30 protein-coding genes and 1 pseudogene are annotated in these 26207 nt (G+C 63.0%); 9 read left to right on the top strand and 22 right to left on the bottom strand.

The features are described from left to right. Nucleotides 1-39: 39 nt before the first annotated feature. Nucleotides 40-966 (top strand): LysR substrate-binding domain-containing protein, encoded by a 927-nt coding sequence (locus V1277_RS25685; RefSeq protein ID WP_334418709.1) that lies wholly within the window; start codon nt 40-42, stop codon nt 964-966. Nucleotides 967-1030: 64 nt separating this feature from the next. Then, entirely contained in the window at nt 1031-1981 is a 951-nt protein-coding gene (gene kdgD / locus V1277_RS25680) for a 5-dehydro-4-deoxyglucarate dehydratase (protein ID WP_334418708.1), read from the top strand. A gap of 10 nt (nt 1982-1991) precedes the next feature. On the opposite strand, the pseudogene mmsB reads toward kdgD, so the two are convergent. The 11 genes and pseudogenes from mmsB to ytfQ form a co-directional block, all read right to left on the bottom strand. Further along, nucleotides 1992-3174, bottom strand: a pseudogene (mmsB, locus tag V1277_RS25675) (multiple monosaccharide ABC transporter permease). Further along, on the bottom strand, nt 3171-4733 hold the full coding sequence (gene mmsA, locus V1277_RS25670; protein WP_334418707.1) for a multiple monosaccharide ABC transporter ATP-binding protein: 1563 nt from the start codon (nt 4731-4733) through the stop codon (nt 3171-3173). Before mmsA ends, mmsB begins: the two are co-directional and overlap by 4 nt. A gap of 75 nt (nt 4734-4808) precedes the next feature. Then, entirely contained in the window at nt 4809-5882 is a 1074-nt protein-coding gene (gene chvE / locus V1277_RS25665) for a multiple monosaccharide ABC transporter substrate-binding protein (RefSeq protein ID WP_334418706.1), read from the bottom strand. Between the two features lie 113 nt (nt 5883-5995). Then, the gene (locus V1277_RS25660; protein ID WP_334418705.1) at nt 5996-6898 is read right to left on the bottom strand and encodes an SMP-30/gluconolactonase/LRE family protein; all 903 of its coding nucleotides are present in this window, start codon (nt 6896-6898) and stop codon (nt 5996-5998) included. Then, nucleotides 6895-8034, bottom strand: a complete 1140-nt coding sequence (locus V1277_RS25655) for an aldose epimerase family protein (protein WP_334418704.1) — start codon at nt 8032-8034, stop codon at nt 6895-6897. The genes V1277_RS25660 and V1277_RS25655 overlap by 4 nt, the downstream gene beginning before the upstream one ends. Next, nucleotides 8031-8963, bottom strand: a complete 933-nt coding sequence (locus V1277_RS25650; RefSeq protein WP_334418703.1) for a Gfo/Idh/MocA family protein — start codon at nt 8961-8963, stop codon at nt 8031-8033. The genes V1277_RS25655 and V1277_RS25650 overlap by 4 nt, the downstream gene beginning before the upstream one ends. Further along, nucleotides 8960-9739 (bottom strand): FadR/GntR family transcriptional regulator, encoded by a 780-nt coding sequence (locus V1277_RS25645; protein WP_334418702.1) that lies wholly within the window; start codon nt 9737-9739, stop codon nt 8960-8962. The genes V1277_RS25650 and V1277_RS25645 overlap by 4 nt, the downstream gene beginning before the upstream one ends. Further along, nucleotides 9736-10719, bottom strand: a complete 984-nt coding sequence (gene yjfF, locus V1277_RS25640; RefSeq protein ID WP_334418701.1) for a galactofuranose ABC transporter, permease protein YjfF — start codon at nt 10717-10719, stop codon at nt 9736-9738. Before yjfF ends, V1277_RS25645 begins: the two co-directional genes overlap by 4 nt. Next, entirely contained in the window at nt 10716-11699 is a 984-nt protein-coding gene (locus tag V1277_RS25635) for an ABC transporter permease (RefSeq protein ID WP_442894601.1), read from the bottom strand. Before V1277_RS25635 ends, yjfF begins: the two co-directional genes overlap by 4 nt. Next, complete coding sequence (locus V1277_RS25630) at nt 11699-13243, bottom strand: sugar ABC transporter ATP-binding protein (RefSeq protein WP_334418699.1); 1545 nt, start codon at nt 13241-13243, stop codon at nt 11699-11701. Before V1277_RS25630 ends, V1277_RS25635 begins: the two co-directional genes overlap by 1 nt. A gap of 136 nt (nt 13244-13379) precedes the next feature. Beyond that, on the bottom strand, nt 13380-14345 hold the full coding sequence (gene ytfQ / locus V1277_RS25625; RefSeq protein WP_334418698.1) for a galactofuranose ABC transporter, galactofuranose-binding protein YtfQ: 966 nt from the start codon (nt 14343-14345) through the stop codon (nt 13380-13382). Between the two features lie 322 nt (nt 14346-14667). Here ytfQ and garD point away from each other — a divergent pair, with 322 nt between their 5' ends. Continuing rightward, nucleotides 14668-16203, top strand: coding sequence for a galactarate dehydratase (garD, locus tag V1277_RS25620; RefSeq protein WP_334418697.1), 1536 nt, complete (start codon nt 14668-14670; stop codon nt 16201-16203). 162 nt (nt 16204-16365) lie between these two features. Here the strand turns inward: garD and V1277_RS25615 are convergent, their stop codons facing one another. Next, nucleotides 16366-16821, bottom strand: coding sequence for a host attachment family protein (locus V1277_RS25615; RefSeq protein ID WP_334376306.1), 456 nt, complete (start codon nt 16819-16821; stop codon nt 16366-16368). 143 nt (nt 16822-16964) lie between these two features. On the opposite strand from V1277_RS25615, the gene V1277_RS25610 reads away from it, so the two are divergent. Continuing rightward, nucleotides 16965-17297 carry a hypothetical protein gene (locus tag V1277_RS25610; RefSeq protein WP_334376307.1) on the top strand — a complete coding sequence of 111 codons (333 nt, stop codon included), beginning with the start codon at nt 16965-16967 and terminating at the stop codon, nt 17295-17297. A gap of 131 nt (nt 17298-17428) precedes the next feature. Next, on the top strand, nt 17429-17860 hold the full coding sequence (locus tag V1277_RS25605; protein ID WP_334418696.1) for a CBS domain-containing protein: 432 nt from the start codon (nt 17429-17431) through the stop codon (nt 17858-17860). 276 nt (nt 17861-18136) lie between these two features. On the opposite strand, the gene V1277_RS25600 is transcribed toward V1277_RS25605, so the two are convergent. Then, nucleotides 18137-18346 (bottom strand): DUF6496 domain-containing protein, encoded by a 210-nt coding sequence (locus V1277_RS25600; RefSeq protein ID WP_057847722.1) that lies wholly within the window; start codon nt 18344-18346, stop codon nt 18137-18139. Nucleotides 18347-18861: 515 nt separating this feature from the next. Here V1277_RS25600 and V1277_RS25595 point away from each other — a divergent pair. After that, the gene (locus V1277_RS25595) at nt 18862-19173 is read left to right on the top strand and encodes a hypothetical protein (protein ID WP_334376308.1); all 312 of its coding nucleotides are present in this window, start codon (nt 18862-18864) and stop codon (nt 19171-19173) included. A gap of 240 nt (nt 19174-19413) precedes the next feature. Then, nucleotides 19414-20136 (top strand): DUF72 domain-containing protein, encoded by a 723-nt coding sequence (locus V1277_RS25590; RefSeq protein WP_334418695.1) that lies wholly within the window; start codon nt 19414-19416, stop codon nt 20134-20136. Nucleotides 20137-20398: 262 nt separating this feature from the next. Here V1277_RS25590 and V1277_RS25585 read toward each other — a convergent pair whose 3' ends face one another. The 3 genes from V1277_RS25585 to V1277_RS25575 form a co-directional block, all read right to left on the bottom strand. Continuing rightward, nucleotides 20399-20635 (bottom strand): hypothetical protein, encoded by a 237-nt coding sequence (locus V1277_RS25585; protein ID WP_057847844.1) that lies wholly within the window; start codon nt 20633-20635, stop codon nt 20399-20401. Nucleotides 20636-20718: 83 nt separating this feature from the next. Then, nucleotides 20719-20904 (bottom strand): hypothetical protein, encoded by a 186-nt coding sequence (locus tag V1277_RS25580; protein WP_334420550.1) that lies wholly within the window; start codon nt 20902-20904, stop codon nt 20719-20721. Nucleotides 20905-20922: 18 nt separating this feature from the next. Continuing rightward, complete coding sequence (locus tag V1277_RS25575) at nt 20923-21078, bottom strand: hypothetical protein (protein WP_176722019.1); 156 nt, start codon at nt 21076-21078, stop codon at nt 20923-20925. A 442-nt stretch (nt 21079-21520) separates the two neighbouring features. Between V1277_RS25575 and V1277_RS25570 the strand changes: the two genes are divergently transcribed. Beyond that, a complete protein-coding gene (locus tag V1277_RS25570; RefSeq protein ID WP_334418694.1) occupies nt 21521-21748 on the top strand; it encodes a DUF2188 domain-containing protein in 228 nt (75 codons plus the stop codon). Between the two features lie 124 nt (nt 21749-21872). On the opposite strand, the gene V1277_RS25565 is transcribed toward V1277_RS25570, so the two are convergent. Both V1277_RS25565 and V1277_RS25560 read right to left on the bottom strand, forming a co-directional pair. Continuing rightward, complete coding sequence (locus V1277_RS25565; RefSeq protein WP_156795607.1) at nt 21873-22022, bottom strand: hypothetical protein; 150 nt, start codon at nt 22020-22022, stop codon at nt 21873-21875. Nucleotides 22023-22051: 29 nt separating this feature from the next. Continuing rightward, nucleotides 22052-22396 (bottom strand): cupin domain-containing protein, encoded by a 345-nt coding sequence (locus V1277_RS25560; RefSeq protein WP_334418693.1) that lies wholly within the window; start codon nt 22394-22396, stop codon nt 22052-22054. A 540-nt stretch (nt 22397-22936) separates the two neighbouring features. On the opposite strand from V1277_RS25560, the gene V1277_RS25555 reads away from it, so the two are divergent. Then, nucleotides 22937-23161, top strand: a complete 225-nt coding sequence (locus V1277_RS25555) for a hypothetical protein (protein WP_334418692.1) — start codon at nt 22937-22939, stop codon at nt 23159-23161. Between the two features lie 18 nt (nt 23162-23179). Here V1277_RS25555 and V1277_RS25550 read toward each other — a convergent pair whose 3' ends face one another. From V1277_RS25550 to V1277_RS25535, 4 genes are read right to left on the bottom strand one after another with little or no spacing between them, the layout of a single operon-like run. Further along, nucleotides 23180-24514, bottom strand: coding sequence for a c-type cytochrome (locus V1277_RS25550; RefSeq protein ID WP_334418691.1), 1335 nt, complete (start codon nt 24512-24514; stop codon nt 23180-23182). Nucleotides 24515-24526: 12 nt separating this feature from the next. After that, entirely contained in the window at nt 24527-24907 is a 381-nt protein-coding gene (locus V1277_RS25545) for a DUF971 domain-containing protein (RefSeq protein ID WP_334418690.1), read from the bottom strand. A 14-nt stretch (nt 24908-24921) separates the two neighbouring features. After that, nucleotides 24922-25077, bottom strand: coding sequence for a hypothetical protein (locus V1277_RS25540; RefSeq protein ID WP_334418689.1), 156 nt, complete (start codon nt 25075-25077; stop codon nt 24922-24924). A 34-nt stretch (nt 25078-25111) separates the two neighbouring features. After that, complete coding sequence (locus tag V1277_RS25535) at nt 25112-26140, bottom strand: formate dehydrogenase subunit gamma (protein WP_334418688.1); 1029 nt, start codon at nt 26138-26140, stop codon at nt 25112-25114. Nucleotides 26141-26207 lie beyond the last annotated feature (67 nt).

The raw sequence follows: 26207 nt of genomic DNA, 5'->3' as shown, positions 1-26207 counted from the left end.
GTCACCGGCCCTTCGTCTCAGGTTGAAAATACAGATTTCATGTTTGAGTTGAGCCAGTTGCGCTGCTTCGTTGCAGTTGCGGAAGAACTGCATTTCGGGCGCGCGGCGCTGCGACTGAACATGACGCAGCCGCCGCTCAGCCGTCAGATCCAGATTCTCGAACGCGTCCTTGACGTGACACTGCTGGAGCGCAGCAACCGAGCCGTCCGGCTGACGCCGGCGGGGCAGCGTTTTCTGGTCGATGCGCGGCACCTCCTCAAGCTCGCGGAAAGCGCGGCCGTGCTGGCCCGGCGGATGGCAAGCGGCAAGGCCGGATCGATCAATATCGGCTTCACGGCCACATCCGCCTACAGTTACGTGCCGGCGCTGGTCGCGGCCTGCCGGCGTGAACTTCCCGATATCGAGATCTCGCTGAAGGAAATGGTCTCCAGCGATCAGCTCAAGCGGCTCGATTCCGGCGAGATCGATATCGGCTTGCTCCGCCCGCCGATACCGCGCGGTGGTCTTGACGCCTTCCGCGTGACGGCGGAACCGCTGGTCGCGGCACTGCCGAGCGACCATCCGCTGGCTCAGGCGGAGGAGCTACGCCTGGAGGATCTCGCAAGCGAGCCCTTCATTATGTACGAGCCCTATGAAGCCCGCTATTTCCACGATCTCCTGGTCGAGCTGTTCTCACGCGCAAATCTAGTGCCGAATTACGCGCAGCATCTTGCGCAGATCCATTCGATCCTCGCCATGGTGCATTCGGGTGTCGGTGTGGCGTTGGTCCCCGAGACCGCGGCTAACCTGCGCTTCAGCGGCGTCGTGCTGCGGCCCGTCTTGATGCAGTGGCAGCGGCCGGCCGAACTGTTCTTTGTCCGGCGCAGCGACAATGACAATCCGCTTCTCCCCGTCATTGCCGGCATTGCCCGAGACCTTGCCGGCCAACCCGGCTCGATGCAATCAATGGATCGATCGATACAGTGATTGGGTCTCCGTCCGTGGGCATCTTGCATTAATCCTTCGGCGTAAGCCGCTGAAGGATCAGAGCATGAGCAAGATGACCCCCAAGGAGATGGCCAGCCGGATCGGCGATGGCCTGCTGTCGTTCCCCGTCACACCATTTCGGCCCGACAACACGTTCAACGAGACCCGCTACCGCTCCAATCTCGACTGGCTGTGCGGGTATGAGGTGGCGGGTCTGTTTGCCGCCGGCGGCACCGGCGAATTCTTCTCGCTGAGCCCGGCCGAGGTCGCGAAGGTCGTGGCAACGGCTGTGGACGAGACCAAGGGCCGCGTGCCGGTGCTCGCCGGGATCGGCCATGGCACCGCGATGGCGACGCAACTTGCCGTTGGGGTAGAGGCGGCCGGCGCCGACGGCTTGCTGCTGCTGCCGCCCTATCTGGTCTTTTCCGAACAGGAAGGACTGGCGGCCCATATCGAAGCGGTGTGCAACGCGACCAAGCTCGGTGTCATCGTCTACAACCGCGATAATGCGATCCTGAACGAGGATACGCTCGAGAGACTGTGCCAGCGCTGCCCCAACCTGGTCGGCTATAAAGATGGTATCGGCGACATCGAGCTGATGACCCGCATCCACCTGCGCATGGGCGACCGGCTGACCTATATCGGTGGATTGCCGACGGCCGAGACTTTTGCACTGCCTTATCTGGAAATGGGCGTAACCACCTATTCCTCCGCGGTATTCAACTTCGTCCCGGAGTTCTCGACCAAGTTCTACGCGGCCGTGCGCCGCCGCGACCGCGAGACGGTGCAGGCCGGGTTGCGCGATTTCATCCTCCCCCTGATCGCGATCCGCAATCGCAAACGCGGCTATGCTGTCTCGATCATCAAGGCGGGGATGAGGGTGATCGACCGTGACAGCGGCCATGTGCGTTCGCCACTGACGGACCTGACGCCCGCCGAGACCGAGGAAGTGGCGGCACTCGTCGCGCGTCTCAAGACCAGCGAGTTCGCGAAGCGGGAGCTTGCGGCTGCGTAGCCGCAGCGCCCTATCTCCGCTGGTTGTAGACGTCCAGGCAGACGGGCGCCGAGCAGCACCAGGCCCTTGATCACCTGCTGGTAGTCGATGCCGATGCCGAGGATGGACATGCCGTTGTTCATGACGCCCATGATCATGGCGCCGATCACGGCGCCACCGACCTTGCCCACGCCGCCATAGGCGGACGCGCCGCCGATGAAACAGGCCGCGATGACGTCGAGCTCGAAGCCGGCGCCGGCCTTCGGCGTCGCGGTATTGAGCCGCGCGGCAAATACGAGACCCGCGAGAGCCGCCAGCACGCCCATATTGACAAAGGTTAAAAACGTCAGCCGTTCGGTCTTGATGCCGGACAGGCTGGCGGCCCTGGCGTTGCCGCCGATGGCATAGATGTGGCGGCCGATCACGGTGCGGGTGGTGACGAAGCCGTAGAGCGCGATCAGCGCCGTCATGATCACCAGCACATTGGGCAGGCCGCGATGCGAGGCGATCAGGCCGGCGAAGAACACGATCACGGCGAACAGCACCGCGCTCTTGGCGACGAAGAAACCAAACGGCTCGACCTCGATGCCGTGCGAGGCCTGCCGCGCCCGGCTCTTGGCACTGGTATAAACCAGAGCCACCGCCAATACCGCGCCGATCAACAGCGACGTCGGATAAAGCGTGCCGGCGCCGGGAAACAGTTCGGGAATGAAGCCCGAGGACAGTTTCTGGAAGGTCGGCGGAAATGGCCCGACCGACTGACCCGCCAGGATGGCAAGCGCAAGCCCCTTGAACACCAGCATGCCGGCCAGCGTCACGATAAAGGACGGGATCTTGAAGTAGGCAACCCAATAACCCTGCGCGGCGCCGATCAGGGCGCCCACCAGCAGGCAGGCGATGAAGGCCAGCGGATAGGCGACGTGATAGCGCACCATCAGCACGGCTGCGACGGCGCCGACAAAGCCCGCCACCGAGCCGACCGACAGGTCGATGTGACCGGTGACGATGATCAAGAGCATGCCGAGCGCCATGATCACGATGTAGCTGTTCTGCAGCACCAGATTGGTCAGGTTCAGCGGCTGCAGCAGCGTGCCGTCAGTCATGACCTGGAAAAACAACATGATCGCAAACAGCGACAGCAGCATGCCGTAGTTGCGCAAATTGTTCTTGATGAAGCCGGCGTGCCCGGGCAGCGCAACCGTCTTGTCGGTCATGGCCGCAAGTCTCCCTGAAGTACCTTCTTGTGCATTTCCTTGTTGCGCATGATGGCGCGCATGATCCTTTCCTGGGTGGCTTCCGCAGCGGCGAATTCTCCGACGAAGGCGCCGTCATTCATCACGCAGATGCGGTCGCAAACCCCGAGCAGCTCCGGCATTTCCGACGAGATCATCACCACGCCCTTGCCTGCCTCGGCAAGCTCGTTGATGATACAATAGATTTCGTATTTTGCCCCGACATCGATGCCGCGCGTAGGCTCGTCGAGGATTAATACTTTCGGATCGGTCATCAGCCATTTCGATAGTACGACCTTCTGCTGATTGCCGCCGGAGAGCTGCCCGGTCTCCTGATAGACGTCGGAACAGCGAATCCGCATCCGGTTGCGGTATTCGCTCGCGACACGCAGCTCGGCCATGTCATCGATCCTGCCCTGGCGCGCCACCCGGCTCAGGCTCGCCAGCGTGATGTTCTTGCGGACGTCGGCATCCAGGATCAGGCCAAGCTGCTTGCGATCCTCGGTGACGTAAGCAAGGCCGGCGTCGATCGCCGCAGCCACGCTCGTCAGGTTGACCTCCCTTCCGTCGAGCCAGATGCGCCCGCTGATCCGCTCGCCCCAGGCTCGGCCGAACAGGCTCATGGCGAATTCGGTACGGCCGGCGCCCATCAGCCCGGCGATCCCGACCACCTCGCCGCGCCGGACTTCGAAATCGACGCTCTTGATAACCCTGCGGTCTCTGTGCAGCGAGTGATGCACTGTCCAGTCCTGCACCGCGAAGACCGGTGCGCCGATGGCGGCGGTGCGTTGCGGAAAGCGATGCGCCAGGTCGCGATTGACCATGCTTTTGATGATCCGGTCCTCTTCCACCGGCTCGACCCGGCAGTCGATGCTGTCGACGGTGCGACCGTCGCGCAGCACCGTGATCCGGTCGGCGACGCGCGCTACCTCCGACAATTTATGCGAGATCAGGATCGAAGCGATGCCCTGGGCGCGGAAGGCAAGCAGACGGTCCAGCAATGCAGCGCTGTCGTTCTCGTTCAGGCTGGCGGTCGGCTCGTCGAGGATCAGCAGTCGCACCCTCTTGGACAAGGCCTTGGCGATCTCCACCAGTTGCTGCTTGCCGACGCCGAGGTCCGTCACCAGCGTATCGGGCATCTCCGTGAGGCCGACCTGGGCCAGCAGTTCCTGAGTGCGGCGGTAAACCGTGTCGCGGTCGATCACGCCGAGCCGCGAGGGCGGATGCGACAGGAAGATGTTCTCCGCGATCGACATCAGCGGAATCAGCGCCAGCTCCTGATGGATGATGATGATGCCGAGAGCCTCGGAATCATTGACGTCGCGAAAGCGCCGCTCCTCGCCGTCGAATATGATGCTGCCTTCGTAATCGCCATGGGGATAAACGCCGCTGAGGACCTTCATCAAGGTCGACTTGCCGGCGCCGTTTTCGCCGACCAGCGCATGGATCTGCCCCGCCTCTACCGTGAAGTTGACGTCGCGCAGGGCCTGCACGCCGGCAAAGCTCTTGCTTACGCCGCGCATTTCGAGAATTGCGGTCATCGCACCATCACGTCCTTATCTGCGGTCGGATGCAGGCAAGTGGCGGCGCCGGCGATGACCGGCGCCGCCCTCCCTTTAGTCGATCTGCGATTTCTTGTAGTAGCCGCTGTCGATCAGCACCTTCTCCCAGTTGCTCTTGTCGACGACGACGGGCTTCAGGAGATAGGACGGCACCACCTTGACGCCGTTGTTGTAGGTCTTGGTGTCGTTGACGGTCACTTCCTTGCCGCTGAGGGCCGCATCCACCATGTCGGCGGTGACGCGGGCGAGATCGCGGGTGTCCTTGAAGATGGTCGAATATTGCTCGCCGCGCAGCATCGATTTGATCGACGGCACTTCGGCATCCTGGCCACTGACGATCGGCATCGGCATGTTGCCGCTGCCGTAGCCGACGCCCTTCAGCGACGAGAGAATGCCGATGGAAAGGCCGTCATAGGGCGAGAGCACTGCATCGACCCGCTTGCGGCCGTAGAACGCGCTCAGGAGGTTGTCCATCCGCGCCTGGGCGGTGGCGCCGTCCCAGCGCAGGGTCGAGACCTTGTCCATGCCCTTCTGACCGCTGCCAATGACCAGCTTGCCGCTATCGATATAGGACTGCAGCACTGACATCGAGCCGTTGTAGAAGAAGTAGGCGTTGTTGTCGTCCGGCGAGCCGCCAAACAGTTCGATGTTGAACGGGCCCTTGCCTTCCTTCAGTCCCAGCTTCTGCTCGATCGATTGGGCCTGCAGCACACCGACCTGGAAATTGTCGAAGGTGGCGTAGTAATCGACATTTGGCGTGTCGCGGATCAAGCGGTCATAAGCGATCACGCTGATCCCCTTGGCCTTGGCTTGCTTCAACACGTCGGACAGTGTGGTGCCGTCGATCGCCGCGATCACCAGCACCTTGGCGCCCTTGGTCACCATATTCTCGACCTGCGAGAGCTGGTTCGGAATGTCGTCCTCGGCATATTGCAGGTCGGTGCCGTAGCCGCGCTCTTTAAGGATCTTGACGATGTTGTTGCCATCGTCGATCCAACGCGCCGACGATTTGGTTGGCATCGCGATGCCGACGGTCCCCTTGCTTTGCGCAAACGCGCCGGTCACCGCCGTCGTGGCCATGGTCGCTGCCAGCGCCAAGGCCGACAATGTGGTTTTCAGACTAATCATGCTTCTCTCCCTTGAACACCGAGGATCTGTGATTCCTAGATTGTCGGACCGCTGGCTGCGGTTTCTTGAAACTCAGTCGCTCCCGCGTTTGTGCCGCGCCTCGTATTCCTCCATCAAGCCGTTGCAAGTTTGACGTCTGGTTCAGGGCGGCCACGCGCTGCAACGTCGAGCAGGAAGGTGCGGCCATGATCAGGATCGGCGCGTTTCGCGTCCTCCCCCATCCCCTGCCAGGCCGAGGTAACGAGCAGGCGCGAAAAATCTTGGCCGACAAAAGCGGGACAACTCGATTGCCGTGCCGGAACGCCGAGGCTGCGCAGATGCTCGCCTTGCGGACTGTAGACGTCAACGCAGCCGCCACCCCAGCGCGCGTTCCAGATCAGCCCGTCGGCATCGACCACCGCACCGTCGATGCCGCCGCCGCCTCGCCGGGTGATCAACGGGGCGGGCGCACCGCGCGGCAGGCCGGTCGCCGCATCGAGCTCGACGCGGAACAGCACGTTCTCCCCGGTGTCGGCGAAATAGCCGATGGTTCCATCCGCCGAGAAGCAGATCGCGTTGGGAATCGTGATGTGATCATAAAGGCGCGATAGCTCGCCGCCGTGCAGCGCATAGATGGCGCCCAGTCCGCGCTCAGCCTGGCGGCCCATGGTGCCGATCCAGAAGGTGCCGGACGGGTGCACCCGTGCATCGTTCGAACGCGTCGCGGCATTGTCGGCTTCCAGCGGGCGGTACAGCGTCATCCGTCCATCCGCGGTATCGCGGATATAGAGGCCGTCATCGGCGACGAGCAACTGTCGATGCGCGTCGATCCGCCCAAGCGCGCTGCCCATCACGCCGAGGGAATGGATGGTGGTCCGCCCGGTATCGAGCCGCGCCTCGAACAGCCGGCGCCCGATGATATCGAACCACCAGGCGGTATCGGTGGCGATGTCGTAGGTCGGCCCCTCGCCAAGATGGCACCGCTCGCTGCAGAGAACGGTCGTCGGCACCTCTTCCTTCTTGCAACCACCAATCATCGCCCGCTCTCCCCGGGCAACTCTACCACGGATTGTGTCCCGATTGCGCCTTGGATCGCATGCGTGAAGCGATACAGCGTGGAGTGGCGATAGACCTCGCCCGGCGAAAGCCGCGCCGTCGGGAAGTCCGGCCGGTTGGGCGTATTAGGCCAGGCGTGCGGCTCCAGGCAAATGGCGTCGGACTGGCGGTAGAGACGGCCGCCCTTTCCGGCGGTGGTGCCGTCCAGGAAGTTTCCGGAATAGACCTGCAGGCCTGGCTGGTTGGTGAACAGTTCGAGCACGCGGCCCGATATTGGCGCTGCGAGCCGCGCGGCGAAGCGAGGCTCGCCACTTGGCGGCGCGAGACAGAAATTATGATCGTAGCCGCGCCCCACGCGCAATTGCGGATGATCGTTGCGGATCCGCGCGCCAATTTCGAAGCCGTCACGAAAGTCGAACGGCGTACCCTCCACTGCGCTCGGCGGCTGCGGCAACGGGATCGCGCCGGCATCAATAGCGAGGAAATGATCCGCCGCGACGGTCAGGTGATGATCGAGAATGTCCCGGCCCGAGCGCGCACCGGACAGATTGAAAAAGCTGTGATTGGTGAGATTGACCACGGTAGGCCGATCGGTCCGTGCGGTCATGTCAAGCCGGAGCTCCATCGGCCCAGCAAGGCGCCAGGTTACCTCCACATCCAGCCTGCCGGGATACCCCTCTTCGCGATCAGTGCTCGTGTAGGCAAGCGTCACGGCCGGATGATCTCCATTATCGATCCGGACAATACGCCAGTTACGGCGATCGAAGCCCTCCAGCCCACCATGCAACGCATTGGCCCCGTTATTGGCCGCGAGTTGCACCTTGGCGCCATCGAGCACAAAGCGCGCACCGGCGATGCGGTTGGCATAGCGCCCGACGGTTGCACCGAAGAACTGGCGGCGAGCGAGATATCCCTCGAACGCGTCGTGGCCAAGCACGACGTCGTCGCGACGTCCGGCGGCATCCGGCACCAGCAACGCCTGCAAGCTCGCGCCATAGGTGATGATGCGCGCCTCCAATCCGTCGGCGCTTTGCAGGACGATGCGCTCGACTTCGCTGCCGTCAGGCATCACACCGAAGCGAGAACGCGCCACGCGAGGGACAGACGGACTGTTCATGTCTCGTCCTCGAATGGCTCAACCGCGCGGCGGCGCCCCAGCAGAAACGCGTCGGCGACGAGTTGCAGCGGCGCAAGATCGACGTCGCTGTCGCCGGTTGCGGCGAGTTCGCGAAAGCGGCGATAGAGCCCGGCATACTCGGCCTCAGCGGCATCGACGAGCTCGATGCCCCCTGCCCTCAACCTCGCGCCACCCAAGGAAAGTGTGACCGGGCCGCCGTCGGTATCGAGATCAATGTCCCAGCTCTGCGGACCGGTCTGGCGGAAGTCGAACTCGGCCGTGATCTTCAGTCCCTGCGCGTCACTGAGTGCAAGGGTCGCGGCGATCGGCGCGTCGCGATTGGCGGGGAACGCGAGATCGGCCGAGGTCACAAACAATGGCTGCGGCAAAATCCGCGTTAAAATCGAAAGCGCGTTGATGCCGGGGTCGAACACACCGAGCCCGCCCGGCTCAAAGATCCAGACCTGTCCGGGATGCCAGACCAGCACATCTTCCTTCCAGGTAATTTTGACAGCCGTGACCTTCCGGCCGGCCAGCAATTGCCGCGCAGGCTCGACAGCCGGAGCGAAGCGCGAGTGCCATGTGGCGAACAGCGTGCGTCGCGCGGTCCTGGCAGCGGTCACGAGCGGATTGATCTCAGCCACCGTGGCGCCGGGCGGCTTTTCCAGCATCACGTGCTTGCCGGCGGCAAGCGCCATCGTCGCCTGCGCCTGGCGAACCTGCGGCGGGGTGCACAGCGCCACTGCGTCGATCGGTGGACCGTCGCGCAGGAGTTCATCGAGCGTCGCCGCATGCGACACGCCGGGAAGCGAGGCATTGCGGCTCGCGACGGCAACCAGCTCCACGCCGTCGGTCGCAGCGATCGCCGGCACGTGCTGGTCGCGCGCGATCTTGCCGAAACCGACGATGGCGACGCGAAGCGGGTTCATGATTGCTCTCCAGGCTCGACCACCGCGGAGACCGCAGGCGCGGCGCCGGACAATGGCGAAACGTCCTCATGACGGCGCAATCCGTTGTGGATCACCTCGGTCATGGCTGCGGTGGCTGCCTCCGCATCGCTGCTGGCGATCGCATCGACGATGCGCTGATGCCACAGCAGCACGGTCTCGCGGTCCTGCGTTTCGACCGGGGCGCTGAGCAGGAAGGAGGCCCGCAACGCCGCCTCGATGACGTTGCCGATCGAGCGCATGAACAGATTGCCGGAAGCGTTGGCGACGGCCAGATGCAGGGCAAGATCGCCGTCGGCAAAACCGACGGAGTCGGAAGCCTCACGCCGCATCCGCTCCATGCTCCGATTGAGTTCGGCGATGTCGGCCTCCGAGCGGCGGCTAGCGGCGAGCGCAGCCGCCCGCGGCTCAACCGCAAGCCGGATTTCGGCGAGATCGTTGAGAAAACGCCGGTCGATGCCGGCATCAAGATGCCAGGCCAGCACGTCGGCATCGAACATGTTCCAGGCGCCGCGCTCGCGCACCACGGTGCCGACCCGTGCCTTGGTGGTGAGCAGGCCCTTGGCAACCAGGGTTTTGACGCTCTCGCGCAACACCGGTCGCGACACGCCGAACATCGCCGTGAGTTCGGCGTCGCCCGGAAGGCGGACGCCTTCGGCGTAACGGCCGGCGATGATGTCGACGCCGATGCTGCGGGCGACCTCGGCGTGGTTGGAATGCGCGCGCCGCGTCGGGATGACGACAAGCCGGGAGGTCATGATTTGAGAACTCCTGCCTTACGGGGGCCGGCGCGGCGGGCGCTGCCGAGCATGGCCTGCTGCAGGGCGATGAAAGCGAAAAGCAGGATACCGGTCACGATCTTGGTCCACCAGCTCGACAAGGTTCCATCAAAATTGATGTAGGTCTGGATCAGGCCCTGGATCAGCACGCCGAGCAACGTGCCGACCACCGAGCCCTGCCCGCCGGTCAGCAAGGTGCCGCCGATCACCACGGCCGCGATCGAATCGAGTTCGACGCCGACCGCGGACAAGGAGTAGCCCGCCGCAGTGTAGAAGGAGAACACAATGCCGGCGAGCCCCGCAAGCACGCTCGACAGCATGTAGATGCGCACCGTCATCGATCCGACCGGTATGCCCATCAGTGCGGTGGTCGCGCGGCTGCCGCCGAGCGCATAGACGTTGGCCCCGAAGCGGGTGAAATGCAGCAGCACGGCGCCCACCGCGACCACCGCGAGCATGATCAGGGCAATGGCGGTGAGCCGGCCTCCCCCGGGCAGCCGCAGCGCGAAATCCGATACCGTCGAATAGAGCGGCGCGCTGATCGGCGTCGATTCCGTCGACATCAGAAAGCTGGCGCCGCGGGCGAGGAACATGCCGGCCAGCGTGACGATGAAGGGCGGCATGTCGAAGACGTGGATGATGGCGCCCATGGCCGCGCCAAACGCGGCGCATAGCAAGAGGATCGCCGCGAAGGCGACCAGCGGCGGCACGCCGAGGCGCTCGATCGCCAGCGCGACGAAGACGGTGGTAAAGCCGATCACCGAGCCGACCGACAGGTCGATGCCGCCGGAAATGATCACGAAGGTCATGCCGGTAGCGACAATGCCGAGAAAGGCATTGTCGGTCAGCAGATTGGCCGCCACGCGGGTGGAAGCGAAATTGGGGAATTGCGCCGTGCAGAGCGCAAATCCGACGACAAAAACGATGGCCGTTATCGCGACCGGCGGCAGCCGCCTCATTGTCGCGCCCTCCCCAGCACGGCCCCGGCGCTGGCGAAGCGCGGCGACTGCAGCAGCAGGACGATCAACACGACAGCCGCCTTGACCAGGAGATTGAACTCCGGCGGATAGCCTGACAGCAAAATGCCGGTGTTCATGGCCTGGATGATTAACGCGCCGACCATCGCCAGCACGAGGCTAAAGCGTCCGCCGAACAGCGAAGTGCCGCCGATCACGACGGCCAGAATGGCATCGAGTTCGAGCCAGAGCCCGGCATTGTTGGCGTCCGCGCCCATGATGTCGGCGGCAGCGATAACGCCGGCAAGCGCCGCGCACAGGCCGCACCAGACATAGACCGCGAGGATCATGGTGCGGGTGCCGATCCCCGCCAGTTCGCTCGCCCTTGCGTTGCCGCCGGTCGCCTCGATCAACAGGCCGAGCGCCGAGCCGCGAACCACCGCGCCGGTGACAACCAGCATGCCGAGAACGACCGCGACGGGCGTCGGAACGCCGAGCACGGCGCCGTTACCGAGCCAGACCAGGTCGGGCGCCGTGAAGGTGACGATCCGCCCCTCGGTAATGAGCTGCGCAACGCCGCGGCCCGCCACCATCAGGATCAGAGTGGCGACGATCGGCTGGATGCCGAGCACCGCAACAAGGAAGCCGTTCCACAACCCGCACAGCAACCCGGCGCCGAGCGCGGCGGCAAGCGCCAGCGGCAGGCCGTAGGCGTCGGCCAGGCTCGCGGCAATGGCGCCGGCAATCGCCATGACCGCCCCCACCGACAGATCGATGCCCCGCGTGGCGATGACCAGCACCATGCCGAGCGCAAGCAGCGCGACCGGCGCGCCGCGGTTCAAGACGTCGATCAGGCTGCCGAACAGCCGTCCATCCTGCATCCGCACATCGAAGAATTGCGGCGAGACCGCGCGGTCGATCGCAAGGATCACCAGCAAGGCGACAATCTGAGCGAGGCCACGGCTTTGCAGCAGTCTTTGCATCATGCTTGCCCGGCTTCCACGCCAATGGTGCTGCTAGCGGCAATCGCCCCAAGAATGTTGGAGATGTCGATGGCCTCCCCTTCCAGCTCATCGACATGGGCGCGATCGCGCAGCACGATCACCCGGTCGGAATAGGTCACGATCTCGTCGAGCTCGGAAGAAATCACCAGGAGCGCCAGGCCGTCGTCGCACAGTTCGCGGATCAGGCGGATGATCTCGGCATGCGCGCCGACATCGATGCCGCGGGTCGGCTCGTCCAGCACCAGAACGCGCGGCGCGGTGGCGAGCCAGCGGGCGAGCAGCACCTTCTGCTGGTTGCCGCCGGACAATAGCCCGATCGGCCGCTCCGGCTCCGGCGGGCGAATGTCGAGCAGGCGGATGAACCGCGTCGCGATCTCGTCCTGTTCGGAACGAGACAGCGGTTTTGCGAGGCCGCGCTTGGCCTGCAGCGCCAGCACGATGTTTTCGCGCACGGTCAGGTCAGCAATGATGCCCTCGGTCTTGCGCTCTTCGGGGCAATAGCCGAAGCCATGGGCAACCGCATCGCGCGGCGATTGCAGCCGGACCGGCTTGCCGTCGACCGTGGCGCTGCCGCTGTCGGCGCGCTCGGCGCCAAACACCAGCCGCGCGGTTTCGGTGCGCCCCGATCCGAGCAGGCCGGCCAGGCCAACCACCTCGCCGCGGCGAAGCTCGAGATCGAACGGCGCAACATAGCCGGCCTTGCCGTAGCCCTCGAAGCGCGCGCAGAGCTCCCCCGCCTGCCGTACTTGCGCTGCCGCGCGCTCACTCGTCGTCTCGGCGAGTTCGCGGCCGAGCATCATGCGGATCAACTCGATCCGCGGCAGTTCGGCAGTTTTCCGCTCGCCGATCAACCGGCCGTTGCGCAGGACCGTGATGCGGTCGCAGATCTCATAGACCTGATCGAGGAAATGCGTGACAAAGACGACGCCGATCCCGCGCGTGGCCAGCTTGCGCATCACCGCGAACAGGATCTCGACCTCGTGGCGATCGAGACTCGCGGTCGGCTCGTCGAGGATCAGCACGCGCGCCGACTGGTCGACGGCGCGGGCGATCGCAGTGATGTGCTGCACCGCGACCGAATAATTTCCGAGCGGCTCGGCGACGTCGATATGCAGATCGAACTCGGCCAGCAGCGCGGTGGCGTTCCGGCGCATCTCGGCCTCGCGCACCAGACCGAACCGCGTCGGCTGCCTGCCGAGATAGAGGTTTTGCGCCACCGACAGGTTCAGGAGCAGATTGACCTCCTGATAGACGGTCGCAATCCCCGCGTCGACCGCTGCCTTGGCCGAGCGCAGCGCAACCTCGGTGCCACTGAGCCTGACGATGCCGGCATCGCGCGGGAAGACACCGGTCACCGCCTTGATCAGCGTCGACTTGCCTGCGCCGTTCTCGCCGAGCAGCGCGTGGATTTCACCGGCCCGCAAGGTGAAATCCACCTCCTGCAGAGCCCGCAGCGTGCCAAAACTCTTGCTCAGGCCCCGCACTTCCAGCAGAGCCGGGCCCGGGTCGGAAACTGCATTCATGCCGGCATTACTCCCACCGACGTTCGCGTCGACCGCGAACGCCTGGCATGTGCGCCTCATGAGGCGGATTCGTCGAGAAGGCTTTTGCCGCCGGGACCGGGGCTGGCTTGGGACCCGGCGGCATAGCGTCGGCCGATCAGTAGCCGAGGCCTTTCTTGCTGTCGTAGATCTTCTGCGGATCGTCGGCCGCCGTGTAGAGCTTCGATTCTGTCTGGATCCATTTCGGCGGCACCGTTCCCTTCGCCTTGTAAGCCATGATGGCGTCCAGTGCCGGCCCCGCCATGTTCGGCGTCAGCTCCACGGTGGCATTGGCCTCGCCGGCCGCGATGGCCTTGAAGATATCAGGCACCGCATCGATCGAGACCGTCAGGATGTCCTTGCCGGGCTTGAGGCCGGCCTCCTTCATCGCCTGGATCGCGCCGACCATCATGTCGTCGTTGTGCGCATAGACCGCGCAGATATTCTTGCCGCCGCCTTCGGCCTTGATGAAGCTTTCCATCACCTCCTTGCCCTTGGCGCGGGTGAAGTCGCCGGTCTGGCTGCGCACCACCTTCAGATTGGCGTTCTTGGCGACGACGCCGTCAAAACCCTTCTTGCGGTTGGTCGCGACGCTCGCGCCGACCGTGCCTTGCAGCTCGACGACGTTGCATGCTTTCCCAGCTACCGTCTTCGCCAGCCATTCGCCGGCGACCGCACCCTCATGCACGCTGTCCGAGGTGACGGCAGTGAGATACAGCTCCTTGCCCGACGGATCGATGTCACGGTCGAGCAGCACGACCGGAATCTTGGCTTCCTTGGCCTCCTTCAACACCGCATCCCAGCCGCTCGACACGACCGGCGCGAGGAAGATCGCGTCCACGCCCTGGGCGATGAAGGAACGGATCGCCTTGATCTGGTTCTCCTGCTTCTGCCGGGCGTCGGCGATCTTGAGCATGACCTTGCGCTTGGCTGCCTCCGATTTGGAGACCGAAGTCTCCGCCGCCCGCCAGCCGGATTCGGATCCGATCTGGGAGAAGCCGACGGTCAATTCAGCGGCGGTTGCCGGGAGCGAGAGGGTGATGGCGACCAGAGCGGTGGCCGCAAGGAGGGCTTTGGAGGTCATGAGGCGCATTCTCCCAAAAATGTTGTCAGGGTGCCTTGCATCACCGAAATCGGTATCGAAGCACCTTTAGCGCTGTCCATTGGCGGCAGCGCGGGGAATATTTCACGGAAGATTAGGCCTGACTAGTCATATTATTTTACTATTTGGTTCCAAACCCGCGCCCCGTCAGCCGAGCATTTGCTTCCCACAGGAGGCAGGTGCCCTCACCGCCCGGCGTTTTGCCCGGCGGCTGCTTGATCACGCGCGCGGTTTGACCTTGATTGCCTCACTCACACAGCGCAGCTACGCGTTGTCTGATACCGCCCGCGAACAAGGATTCGATATGCAGCCTGTGACCGCGAAACCGCTCTACATCCGCATGCACGCGGACGATAATGTCGCGATCGTCGCGAACCGCGGAGGTCTGCATCCGGGCGCTGAGTTCTCGTGCGGTTTGCGGCTGATCGAACAGATCCCGCAAGGCCACAAGGTTGCCCTCGCCGATATCGGAGAAGGCGAAGCCATTCGCCGCTACGGCGAGGTCATCGGCCATGCCGCAACGCCGATCGCCAAAGGTAGCTGGGTCAAGGAATCGCTGGTGCAAATGCCCGACGCGCCCTCGTTCGATAATCTGCCAAGACCGAACGGCGGCGCGATCCGGCTGCCGCCGCTGGAAGGCTACACGTTCGAAGGCTATCGCAATGCCGACGGTTCGGTCGGCACCCGCAACATCCTCGCGATCTCGACCAGCGTGCAATGCGTCGCCGGCACGGTCGAATTCGCACTGGAGCGGGTTCGCAAGGAGCTGCTGCCGAAATATCCCAACGTCGACGACGTCGTTGCGGTCACGCATGCCTATGGCTGCGGCGTTGCGATCAACGCACCGGGCGCCGCGGTCCCGATCCGCACGCTGCAGAACCTGGCGCGCAATCCCAATTTCGGCGGCGAGGTGATGATCGTTGGCCTCGGCTGCGAGAAGCTGCAGCCCGAACTGCTGTTGCCCGAGGGCATGAGCGCCGATGACGAAATCATGCGCATGCAGGACGAAGGCCTCACAGGCTTCGGCGAGATCGTCGAGGATATCGTGCAGATGGCCGATGCGCGCCTCAAGATTTTGAACCAGCGCCGCCGTGAAACCTGCCCGGCTTCGGCGCTGGTGGTCGGCATGCAATGCGGCGGCAGCGATGCCTTCTCGGGTGTCACTGCCAATCCTGCACTGGGTTTTGCTGCGGATCTGCTGGTGCGCGCCGGCGCCACTGTGATGTTCTCTGAAGTGACGGAGGTGCGCGACGCGATCCATCTTTTGACGCCGCGCGCGGCGACCCAGGACGTTGCCGACGCGCTGGTGCGCGAGATGGCCTGGTATGACCGCTATCTCGCCGGCGGCGAAGCCGACCGCAGCGCCAACACCACGCCAGGCAACAAGAAGGGAGGCCTCTCCAACATCGTCGAGAAGGCGATGGGCTCTGTGATCAAGTCCGGCACCAGCCCGATCGCGGGCGTACTGGCGCCGGGCGAACGCGCCAGCCAAAAAGGGCTGATTTTTGCGGCGACTCCGGCAAGCGATTTTGTCTGCGGTACGTTGCAATTGGCCTCCGGCATGACGCTGCATGTCTTCACCACCGGCCGCGGCACGCCCTATGGACTTGCCGCCGTGCCGGTTATCAAGGTCTCGACCCGCAGCGAGCTGAAGCAACGCTGGCACGACTTGATCGACGTCGACGCCGGCAGCATTGCGACCGGCGATGCGACGATTGAGGACGTCGGCTGGGAGATATTCCGCTTGATCCTCGACGTGGCGAGCGGCCGCGAGACCTGGGCCGAACACTGGAAGCTGACCAACGCGCTCGCGCTGTTCAATCCTGGTCCGGTGACCTAAGTCAAAACTGAACCGTCGGTGGCCGGCGTTCCCCGGATGCTGCGCAGCGCGCCGCCGTAGCGGCGTGGTGCGCTGCTGATCCGGGGTCCACACGCTGCGGCGGTGGGTCCCGGCTCTGCAGTGCAGCGCTAAGCGCTGCGCCGCGTCCGGGACATGCGAGAGCTAGGCCGCCATCAGCCTTTCGATATCGGGTATCGGATGGGAAGTTAGTTGCTTCGGAATCTCGCCCACGACCCGCTCCGCCACTTCGGCATGAAAAGCCTGTCGAAGATTGCCCAGAACTTTTGCCGGTGCGACCACAACCAATTTGTCGAAATGATTGCCATGGGCCAGCCGATAGAGCGCGTCGGCAATGGTGCCAGCGAACCGCTCTTCGGCGATATAATGCCAGTCGGCTTGCTCCATTGCGCTTCGGGCCGCGCCGACGCTCTGGACGGAGCGCCCGGGACGATCGGTTCCCTGTTCGCGTGTTGCCGGATTTTCCTGCTCAAGCACGTGCTCGACTTCCAGATTGAGCTGCTGCGGGGTGCCTTTGTTACGGAGAAAGAGGGCCTTTTGGCCATCGCCGATGAGAACAAGTGCGTTGTGAGAAATGCGGGGTTTCGCTTCAGAGGTCATATTCGGTGCTCCATGTGGCCCAACGCGCGAATTTCTGGCTGGTTGCGTCTATCGGAACTTTCTCCTCCATTGACTTAGCTCCCGGAACCAAAGTGGGTGCGACGCTTTGTGCCCGCGGGCAGCATTCGAACGAGGAGGAACTTATGAGGAAGATCGCAATCGGCCTTCTGGCCGGCACGGGTCTGCTCCTGACAGGCAGTGCAAATGCGTCTGACATCTACACCGACAGCGAATACAAAAACTCCGACCTGATACAGCAGGTCCGCATGGTCTGTGACGATAGCGGACGCTGTTATCGCACCCGCGGCAGCAGCCGCGTCATCGTCCGCGATTCATACGCCTATGCACCGCGCGAGCGATATATCGAGCGTCGATACTATCGCGATCGCGATTGGGACGACGGGCCGCGAGCCGGCGTTGGTTTCCGGGCGCCTGGCGTAAGCGTGGGCGTCGGCGTGGACAGCAACCGCTGGTAGGACAATCGAGGAGAGACTTCGGGCTCGTCTGAGGTCTCTCCACCAGTGTCGGATTATTTCATTTGTCCCACTGGAACAGCGATCCGACGTGCCTGTTAGCGGGTGAAGAACCGGCAAGCGGAGAGACTCACATGAAAGTTTCCGATGCGATGACACCCGAGGTTCAACTCTGCATTCCCGATGACACGTTAAGAGACGCCTCGCAGGCCATGGCGGCGCTCGGTGTCGGGTTGCTCCCGGTAACGGACAATGAACGCCTGGTCGGCATGATTTCCGACCGCGATATCGCGATCCGCGGGATCGGCATGGGCCGAGGCCCGGAGGCGCGGGTCGGCGACGTGATGACGGCCGACGTCAAGTACTGTTACGAAGACCAGGATCTCGACGAGGTGTGCGCCAACATGGGTGACATCCAGGTCCGTCGCCTGCCCGTGCTCAATCGCGACAAGCGGCTCGTCGGCATCATTGCGCTGGGCGACATCGCGCTGGTGCAAAGCGGCAATAGGACCGGTGCGGCGTTGAGCCGAATTTCACGTCCCGGCGGGCAGCATGCGCAGGTTTGATCTGGGAAAAGCCGGTAGAGACGTCCCCGTTGATTTTGCGCGGGGTAACAGGAACCCTGGTCAACCGCTCGCCGTTCTAATGGTCGTCCTGCGGACGGGGGCGCCGACGGAGCGGCGTAGACCGATGACACGAAAGCCAACGTTTCCCCGAAGCCGAAAAATGTCGCCGTCCCGAAATCCCGAGCGCTATCGGCCTCGTGCACTCGACGATTTCGGGGATGAATTGCTTGACGATTGGATGGTAGCGTATCCCGCCGCTGATCTGGCCCGATTGGACTAAGACTTCTTCTTCGAACGCTTCTTGGGCACCTTGGCGCCCCTTTTCCGGGCTTCGGACAGGCCGATTGCGATCGCCTGCTTCCTGCTCTTTACCTTCTTGCCGGATCGACCGCTCTTCAGCGTGCCGGCTTTACGCTTCTTCATGGCGCGGCCTACCTTCTTTGCCGCGCCCTTTGAGTATTTGCGCTTCTTCGCTTTCTTCGCCATCTCTGCTAGTCCCGCAACAGCTCCGTATCAATCAGCGATACTCCCTATGGTTCCTTTGCACCCCGCTTTCGATCCCGGCGGTTCGGCCACCTTTCGCACTGCAGGAAATTCTCCTGCGTTTCGCTCCGCGTCGCAGCAAGGGCATATGTCAGGGATCAGACAGACGACTGCTCGTCGGGGGGGTTAGTCTCGCAACGAGGTTAGCCAGATGTTCGCCGCCCTCTTACCCATCGAATGCCCGCGTTGCGTCAGATGTCTGACTCGAATGCGATTGGCCAACGTTGTCTTGGGTGCCGACCGTTCCGAAAAGCGAACCTTCGAATGCGCAAAATGTAACGCTACCGAAATCAGGTTCGTTGCAGATCCGCTCGATTCAAAAGAACTCAACCGCCTGACAGACAACATCAGGCCACCGGCATGAACCTGACGCGAACTGCGATGCGGATCGGAATCTCCTGCGCACGTGTGGCCTTCAGCGCCGTCGGCCCCTTCATCAGACATATGGCTTGACTTGGATGACGTTGCTGCCCGCGATTTTTACCCTGGATATCGGCGGAAGACCCACCCTCGCTTTCGAAGCCAAGAACTTGCGGGAATCCCAGCAGCTTTGTCACGAGCATTGGCTGCGTCAGGACATCGCCGGCTTGACCTCGAACGGTGCACCTCTCTGGGATGGCAAGGCGCGGCTCCGGGCCCGACGCTCGACCGAGAACGAAATTGCCCTGTACCGGGAAGCTGCACGGGATGCCGCGCAGCCGCGGGAAGACCTGCTGCTGGCCTTTCTCGTGGAGCTGGACGACCTCGAAGAGGCGCCGGACCACGCCTGATGCTCACTCAGGTCGCGTTGTCGAAATGGCTGCAGCCACTCCGCCGCAGTCACCTCTGCCGCATGTCTGGTTGCTCACACTGATCCGATGCCGGAACAACTCAGCATCGCCGATCATTCTCATCATCAACCGATACGGAGGACTTTGGAATGAAAGCGCTGGCGTGGCATGGCAATAGCGACGCTTGCTGCGATCCCAAGAAGGACGGCTTCATCAAGGTCGTCGTGAAGCCGTGATGCCATGCCGCGGGTCCTGATCGGCACGTCGGGTTGGCACTACGATTCCTGGCGCGGGCCGTTCTTTCCCGAGGGACTGCCGCTCAAGGAGCAATTGCAATTTTACGCCGATCAATTCCCGACCACCGAACTGAACGGGGTGTTTTACCGGACGCCGACGCCGGAAGCGGTAAAGGGCTGGCGCGCGCAGACGGGAAGCAATTTCGTATTCGCCTGGAAGGCATCCAAATTCATCACGCATTGGAAGCGGCTCTCGGAGAATTCGGTCAACAGCCTCGAACTGCTCGAAAGCCGCCTCTCCCTGCTCGGCAGGAAGGCAGGACCGGTGCTGTTTCAGCTACCACCGAATTTCCAGGCCAACGCCGACCGGCTTGCCTCGTTCTTCAAGCTGCTTTCGAAGAAGCGCCGGTACAGCTTCGAATTCAGGCATCCGAGCTGGTACGAGCCCAGGATCATCCGGCTGCTGCGCGAGCAAAACGTCTCGCTTTGCATTTCCGATCATCATGACGCACCGGCGCCGTGGAAGCGCACCGCCGATTTCGTATACGTCCGCGGGCATGGGCCCGGCGGCCGCTATAGAGATCACTATGGCGAGGCCGCCCTTGCCGGTTGGGCCCGTCGCATCAGGGCCTGGAAAAGGCAGGGCTGCGACGTGTTCGTCTATTTCGATAATGACCAGAAGAGCGCCGCGCCGGCCGATGCCCGACGCCTGATCGAGCTAATGTGACATGCCTGATCGCGGGGTGCCCGGGGATTGATCTATCGCTCGCCGATCGCGCAGCAGGTCGCTGTGGATGGACGGAATGCGACGACGTCGTCATCGGCACGGGCATCGCAGGAATCTCCACCGGGCTCGCGATCGAAGGCTCACGCGTCGTGGTGATATCGCCGGCGGCATGACGGCGCGAACCACGACGCATCTCGGCTCGCCTTGCGACGATCTGACATCGGAGATGCTCGGACGCGGCGGGTTCCGATACAAGACGCCATCAGGCCGAGGCGAGCACCGGATGTTCGGACTGCTGCCGCCTGAATTGCTGATAGGCCGCGATTGCCTTGTTGGCCAGCATCAACCGCCGCCGCTCGCCACGCCGCACCATCAATTCTATCGTGTCGCTGAGGAAGCGGCCGGCCACCATCGCATCACCCAACTCTCCCGTACGCTCGAGATAGTCCCAGGCGATTTCAATCGAACTCTCTATCAACAGAGGCAGCGGTTCCGTCATCTTTGCGTCCAACCATTTTTGAAAGAACGTCCGGCGACAATCTCCGTTCCTGCAGTAGCGGATGGCAGCCTGTGCGGAAACGCTCACGGTCCTCCGGCAACAGCTCCCGCGATCACCATCGTCAGATCGTCCAAATCGATCTTGCCCTTGACGACGAGGCCTTCGGAGTCATCGATGCTGAGCGCCCGCGGATCATTCGCTGCCTGCCGTTTCAGTTCAGCAACGATTGCTTCCTTCAATTTCTCTTCAAGCATCTGCAGCGTCTCCATTTATCCCGCAGCGCCGGGCTAATGGGTGTTGGTCTCATGCCACTTTTCCAAGTCTACTTTCGACGACGACCGCTGCTCCTTCTCCGGCTTCTCTTTCCACGGCTTGTCAGTCTGCTTGTGTGATCCCCAGTCGGTCTGCTGGCGCGGATCATCGGTGGGCTTTTCCTTGCTCATTTGGACACCTCCAGAATTGGAAGCGGAATGCACGGGATTTAGTTCCGATAAATCGGTGGATCAGGGTTCCAACGTCTAGAATCGTACAGACAGGCGATGTTCCCGCCTCCTAATCTTTCCGAATGGACAAGAAAAAGGTCGAAGATCGGCCCCAACGGGACCTGCATTCCGAAGCGCTGGCAGCGCTGGAGAAGGCGCGGGCCATGCCTCATGGTCCTGCACGAAGCGAAGCTTTGAAGCGCGCAGGTCTTCTACAGAACGCGGCCGACATGCAGGGACTGACATTTGCCAAGCGTGGACGTCCCCCGAAAACCTGACCGTCCCCTGCAGGGATGTCCCCGGAGCCCGGCACAGCGCGCGTAACGCCCTGCCAAAGCGGTCACGCGATCGGAACCCGGCAACCGTCTCGACGTTGGCCTTGCGAACCGCAAGGGAGGCTCCGATGGGATTGGCCGAATACATGATCGTCTCCGAGCCGGACGGCTGGACGGTCCTCCATGACGGGAATGCGCAGAATAGATATGACACGAAGGAAGCAGCCTTCGAAGCGGCCGTCGCCGCCGCGTCGCTGGCAATGCGCGAAGGGCACGAGATTCATGTCAGCGTCCCCGGTCGCGACGGCGGTTACAAGACCCCACTCGGCGCCGAGGACGCGCAAGACGTGCTGTGATGCCCGCAGTCCAGCGAAGTCGGATGTAGATCGTCGTAGTCGGATGTAGAGTCATTACCCGGATGAGGAAGCGTCATCCGGGTTACGAAGATGCTCCCCTTAGAGAATCGAATTTTTCCCGACCTCAGCCCTGGTTCTCCCGATACCGCTGCTTCACGATTTCATCGCCGGCCCGCGTCGCAGCCCTGTTGCGATAACGATAGCTCAGCGTCCCATAGATCAGCGCGGTAAGAAGCACGAACGCTCCGATGAAATAGACTGCTTCGAGTCCCATCACGTTCTCCCAAAATCTGTTGTGTGCGACTACGCTTTTACTTCGTCGCGGCCATGCACTTGCGCGGGCGGCGCGGTCGCTTCCACGGCCGTAAATGGTTCGAGAATGCGATAGCTGTGTTCGGCATGCGCAGGCACCAGCCACGAGTCGCCCGGCTCCAGCCTTATCGTCTGGCCCTCGATAACAAGTTCAGCACGTCCATTCACGACATAGCCCACCGTTTCGTAATCTCTCGGCCGGGATATGTCGGTGTGCGGCTGTTCGTTTTCCCATAAGCGCATCGAAAGGTGTTTGCCGGAAACGAGATAGGTTTGACCCATCGTTCCCTTGGGTGCGGTCTTGCTGGATACCTTCTTGACGGTGCTGTCGCTCATCTGCCGCTCCATCTCGCTTCACCTGGAGTCAATTGGGCGTGGCACTGCCGGTTCCATTCAATGCTTCAATTTAACGGCGCCTTCCGACGGACGCAGGAGGAACCTGACTCTCCGGTCCGCGTTTCCCGAACGTGCGGATTTATGGAAGTCGGGGAGGATCTTGTGGACGACTTCAGGGACATTCAACACGGCGTCAACGATCCCGTTGGTGGCCTCGACGTCAAGCGAAGGTTCAAGGACAATCAGACTGAGCACGAACGCGCCCAATCCGCGGCGGACGTTCGCTCTATCGCCGTTGCCGCTCCGGACGAAAAGTTCTTGCCGGAAGCCTTGAGGCGCCGACCAACGGGTCCGCTCAACCCGCGAACCGGCCGTCGTCCTGCTCCGTGAGCAGGACGCGCGTTTTGTTACGCGCAAGGGAACCGGCCCGATCGTCAAAAACAAGATCGTGATAGGTGACGCAGACCACATTCGCGCGTGACCGTTGGCCGTAATGCAGTGGTGCAAGCCACACTGCATATCGAGCCAACGGAGTTTTCCATGAAGCGTCTGTTGATTTCCGGATTCGTGGCAGTCGCCCTGCTCGCTGTCGCAACCACGATGCGCTCGTACTCAATTTCCAATGAACGTTCTACCGTAACCACCGGCGTGGCATTGTCGAAGAAATCTCCGGCCTCCGCGGGCGTAACCAGGCTTCCGATCGAGGAGTTCGAGGATATGTCGCTGGTCTTTTCGGCGCCCGAGAAACATACGAAGCCGGAATAGCCGCTACGCCGCGCCGCTCTATCGTCTGGTCGCCCGCTCGAGGAATTGCACCAGCGCGGCGCGGTCCTGCTCCGAGCCGATGCGCTGCTCCGGCATCTTGGTGCCGGGCGTGTAGGCCTGCGGCCCGACTTCGAACAGTTTGGAAACCGTCTCCGGCGTCCAGACGATATCGAGGCGCTTGAGCGCTTCGGAAAAATTATATCCGGGCTCGGTTGCAATTCGTCGGCCGAAGATGCCGGCGAGCGTGGGGCCTGCGCGGTTGACCTGATCGGCACCAAGCGTATGGCAGGCCACACAGGCGCGAAAGACCTCCGCGCCGCGATCGCCGGCATAGGCGGCGAGCGGATCTCCTGCCGTTTCCACGAGAAGCGGATCGACCGGCTCGCCCGTTGCGGCGTTCCAGCGCCGGATGATGTTGTCAGCGCCGCCCGTGAGCAGCGTGCGGCTGTCGGGTGCGAATACGACCGACCAGACCGGAAGGCCCGGGCCGACCAGCGTGCGCGCGAGCGTACGCGCCTTGCGGTCGATCACCGCGACCGTACCACCGATGCCCGCGGCGGCCACATGCGCGCCATCAGGTGAAATCGCAATCGAAATCACCGGCCTTGGCCCTGCCGCAACCTCGCCGGCGCGCGCGCCGACGGCGGTCAGGAAGTAAACCTTGCCGTCGGCACCGCCGACCGCGATTTCACCGTCACGGCCTACGGCCACGGCGTTGAGCGGTGTCGGCATCGGAACGACGGTCGGCGGCTGCGCGCTCGACAGCGGCCAGATGCGGACGCTGAGGTCGTAGCTGACGCTGACCAGTGTGCTGCCATCGGCCGTAAACGCCACGCCGTTGACGTTCTGCGTATGCTCATCGAGCACGCGCGGCGCGCCGCCTGCGAGCGGCCAGAGCCGCACCGTGTGATCCCACGAGGCCGACGCGAGCGTCGCGCCATCAGGCGATACGGCGAGCGCCACGATCGGCGCCGTGTGGCCTTCGAGTACCGCGTCGGGCTCTGCCTTGCCAAAGGTCCATATGGCGATGCGACCGTCAGCGCCGGCGGTCGCTGCGCGTCCCGCCCCGAGCAGCGCGACCGCGTTGATCGCGTCGGAATGGAAACGAAGCACCTGCTCGGCGGCATTGCGCGTCATCGACCAGCGGATCGCGGTTGAATCGAAACTGCCGGAGATCGCGCTTTGGCCATCGGCCGAGATCGCCAGCGCCCGAACCGGCCCGCCATGCCCGCGCAGTTGCGCGACGGCGGCCGTTGCGCCGATCGGCAACGCGATCAGCACGGCCGCAAGCGCCAGAAGCGCCGACCGGCCTGCCTTGCGACGTGAAGCTTTCGCCGAATCGCTGGATGCCATTCCTGCCGGCCCTCAGCGTACGCCCGGCCTGTCGCGGTCGAGCCCCTTGGCCTGCAGATCGTCGAGGTAGTCCTGAAAGCGCCGCTCGGCATTCTCACCGAGATCACGCAAAAACACCCAGGAGTAGATGCCGGTCGCGTGCATGTCGTCGAACCCTATTCTGACGGCATAATTGCCGACAGGATCGACCGAAAGAATGGTGACATTGCGTTTGCCGCCGACGGTCTTGCGCTCGGCCTCGGAATGCCCCTGCACTTCGGCCGACGGGCTGGTGACCCGGAGCAACTCGGCGGAGAGATCGAATGTGCGGCCATCGTCAAAAGCAACGCGCAACGTGCGGCGATCCTTCGGCAGGCGAATTTCAACCGGCCACACCAGCGTGACGTCAGGCACGCCCACCGCCAGCGTCAGCCCGGGCCGGTCAGATTATGGCCGGGATCGCTGACCCTGGCGCCCGTGGTCGTAAAGGCGACGGAGCTCGACTGCTGAATGTTGTTGAGCACCATCGCGACGCCGACGGCAGCGACGATGGCAAACGCCAGGGCCGCAATAAAGGATCTCATGTCACTTCCTCACGTTTTGCTTGCCCTGACCGGACTATTCGGCCGGTACTGCGCGGGCCGTGCCATCCGATGGAGCTTCGCCCTTTGCCTGCTGTTCCTTGACCCAGATCGCGTGATGCTCCTTGGCCCAGTTGAGATCGACCTCACCGGTTCCCATTGCGTCAAACGCCCCCTCCATGCCGATCGAGCCGATATAGATGTGCGCCAGCATGGCGGCGATGAAGAGCATCGCGATCACGGCGTGGATCACGGTCCAGAACTGGAGCGCCGTGACGTTACCCGGAAGATACGGGAATAGCAGGAACCAGCCTGACACCGACATCAGCACGCCGCCGATGATCACGATCCAGAAAATGCCCTTTTGACCGGCATTGAAGCGCTTGGCTGGCGTGTGGTGCCCTCCCTTTGAGAAAAGACCGCCACCTTGCTTGATCCAGTCAATGTCCAGCTTTCCGGGGATATTATCCTTGATCCAGATCACGAACATGATCGCAAGACCCAGCATGAATGGGAATGCCAGGTAGTTGTGCGCGAGCTTGGCCCAGGCCGACATGGCCGCAAAGGCGTCCGGGCCGAACAGCGGCAGGACCAGGGTGCGTCCGAAGCTGACGTTCAGACCCGAGAGCGCCAGGATGATAAAACAGCTTGCCGTCAGCCAGTGGGTGAAGCGTTCGAAGCTGGCAAACCGCAGCATCGTCTTGCCCGAAAACCCGTCCTCGACGCGAATTCGGCCGCGCACCATCAGGAAGATCGCGAGCGCAGCCAGCATTCCGAGAATGGAGATGCCGCCGATCCAGGGCAGCTTGCTGCGCTGGAAATCGCGCCAGTCGCGCCCTGCGGGCTGGATCAGATTGGCCGCAGTTCTGTCGGGGATAGATACGCGCCCGGTGATCTTGTCGCCCTCCTTCAGCGCGTTCAGAAGCTTGTCTTCCTGAACGGCCTCGGCGGTCGGCTTGAAGGAAATCTGTGCGGCCGCAGGCTGTGCGAACACGAACAACAGCGCGAGCGCGGCAAGCAGCGGCTTGAAAACCGCGAATTTGAGATTTGAAAGAGAGCCTGGCATTTGCACAACGCCTTTCGGTTATCGGAATTACCCTGATGCCGCCGCGCCGAAGCGCGGCGGCCGTTGC

The organism is Bradyrhizobium sp. AZCC 1588 (genome assembly GCF_036924735.1).
GTDB lineage: Bacteria > Pseudomonadota > Alphaproteobacteria > Rhizobiales > Xanthobacteraceae > Bradyrhizobium.
This window is presented reverse-complemented; position numbering and strand designations above follow the sequence as displayed.

Excerpts from the sequence above, each read along its gene's own strand:
- chvE (WP_334418706.1), bottom strand. The coding sequence starts at position 5,882 with ATGATTAGTCTGAAAACCACATTGTCGGCCTTGGCGCTGGCAGCGACC.
- V1277_RS25660 (WP_334418705.1), bottom strand. The coding sequence starts at position 6,898 with ATGATTGGTGGTTGCAAGAAGGAAGAGGTGCCGACGACCGTTCTCTGC.
- yjfF (WP_334418701.1), bottom strand. The coding sequence starts at position 10,719 with ATGAGGCGGCTGCCGCCGGTCGCGATAACGGCCATCGTTTTTGTCGTC.
- V1277_RS25570 (WP_334418694.1), top strand. The coding sequence starts at position 21,521 with ATGGGATTGGCCGAATACATGATCGTCTCCGAGCCGGACGGCTGGACG.
- V1277_RS25595 (WP_334376308.1), top strand. The coding sequence starts at position 18,862 with ATGACGTTGCTGCCCGCGATTTTTACCCTGGATATCGGCGGAAGACCC.
- V1277_RS25630 (WP_334418699.1), bottom strand. The coding sequence starts at position 13,243 with ATGAATGCAGTTTCCGACCCGGGCCCGGCTCTGCTGGAAGTGCGGGGC.
- V1277_RS25540 (WP_334418689.1), bottom strand. The coding sequence starts at position 25,077 with ATGAGATCCTTTATTGCGGCCCTGGCGTTTGCCATCGTCGCTGCCGTC.
- V1277_RS25635 (WP_442894601.1), bottom strand. The coding sequence starts at position 11,699 with ATGCAAAGACTGCTGCAAAGCCGTGGCCTCGCTCAGATTGTCGCCTTG.
- V1277_RS25650 (WP_334418703.1), bottom strand. The coding sequence starts at position 8,963 with ATGAACCCGCTTCGCGTCGCCATCGTCGGTTTCGGCAAGATCGCGCGC.
- V1277_RS25560 (WP_334418693.1), bottom strand. The coding sequence starts at position 22,396 with ATGAGCGACAGCACCGTCAAGAAGGTATCCAGCAAGACCGCACCCAAG.
- V1277_RS25615 (WP_334376306.1), bottom strand. The coding sequence starts at position 16,821 with ATGACCTCTGAAGCGAAACCCCGCATTTCTCACAACGCACTTGTTCTC.
- V1277_RS25610 (WP_334376307.1), top strand. The coding sequence starts at position 16,965 with ATGAGGAAGATCGCAATCGGCCTTCTGGCCGGCACGGGTCTGCTCCTG.
- V1277_RS25585 (WP_057847844.1), bottom strand. The coding sequence starts at position 20,635 with ATGACGGAACCGCTGCCTCTGTTGATAGAGAGTTCGATTGAAATCGCC.
- V1277_RS25685 (WP_334418709.1), top strand. The coding sequence starts at position 40 with ATGTTTGAGTTGAGCCAGTTGCGCTGCTTCGTTGCAGTTGCGGAAGAA.
- V1277_RS25655 (WP_334418704.1), bottom strand. The coding sequence starts at position 8,034 with ATGAACAGTCCGTCTGTCCCTCGCGTGGCGCGTTCTCGCTTCGGTGTG.
- garD (WP_334418697.1), top strand. The coding sequence starts at position 14,668 with ATGCAGCCTGTGACCGCGAAACCGCTCTACATCCGCATGCACGCGGAC.
- V1277_RS25575 (WP_176722019.1), bottom strand. The coding sequence starts at position 21,078 with ATGAGCAAGGAAAAGCCCACCGATGATCCGCGCCAGCAGACCGACTGG.
- V1277_RS25590 (WP_334418695.1), top strand. The coding sequence starts at position 19,414 with ATGCCGCGGGTCCTGATCGGCACGTCGGGTTGGCACTACGATTCCTGG.
- V1277_RS25535 (WP_334418688.1), bottom strand. The coding sequence starts at position 26,140 with ATGCCAGGCTCTCTTTCAAATCTCAAATTCGCGGTTTTCAAGCCGCTG.
- ytfQ (WP_334418698.1), bottom strand. The coding sequence starts at position 14,345 with ATGACCTCCAAAGCCCTCCTTGCGGCCACCGCTCTGGTCGCCATCACC.
- V1277_RS25580 (WP_334420550.1), bottom strand. The coding sequence starts at position 20,904 with ATGGAGACGCTGCAGATGCTTGAAGAGAAATTGAAGGAAGCAATCGTT.
- V1277_RS25605 (WP_334418696.1), top strand. The coding sequence starts at position 17,429 with ATGAAAGTTTCCGATGCGATGACACCCGAGGTTCAACTCTGCATTCCC.
- mmsA (WP_334418707.1), bottom strand. The coding sequence starts at position 4,733 with ATGACCGCAATTCTCGAAATGCGCGGCGTAAGCAAGAGCTTTGCCGGC.
- V1277_RS25555 (WP_334418692.1), top strand. The coding sequence starts at position 22,937 with ATGAAGCGTCTGTTGATTTCCGGATTCGTGGCAGTCGCCCTGCTCGCT.
- V1277_RS25550 (WP_334418691.1), bottom strand. The coding sequence starts at position 24,514 with ATGGCATCCAGCGATTCGGCGAAAGCTTCACGTCGCAAGGCAGGCCGG.
- V1277_RS25600 (WP_057847722.1), bottom strand. The coding sequence starts at position 18,346 with ATGGCGAAGAAAGCGAAGAAGCGCAAATACTCAAAGGGCGCGGCAAAG.
- V1277_RS25565 (WP_156795607.1), bottom strand. The coding sequence starts at position 22,022 with ATGGGACTCGAAGCAGTCTATTTCATCGGAGCGTTCGTGCTTCTTACC.
- kdgD (WP_334418708.1), top strand. The coding sequence starts at position 1,031 with ATGAGCAAGATGACCCCCAAGGAGATGGCCAGCCGGATCGGCGATGGC.
- V1277_RS25645 (WP_334418702.1), bottom strand. The coding sequence starts at position 9,739 with ATGACCTCCCGGCTTGTCGTCATCCCGACGCGGCGCGCGCATTCCAAC.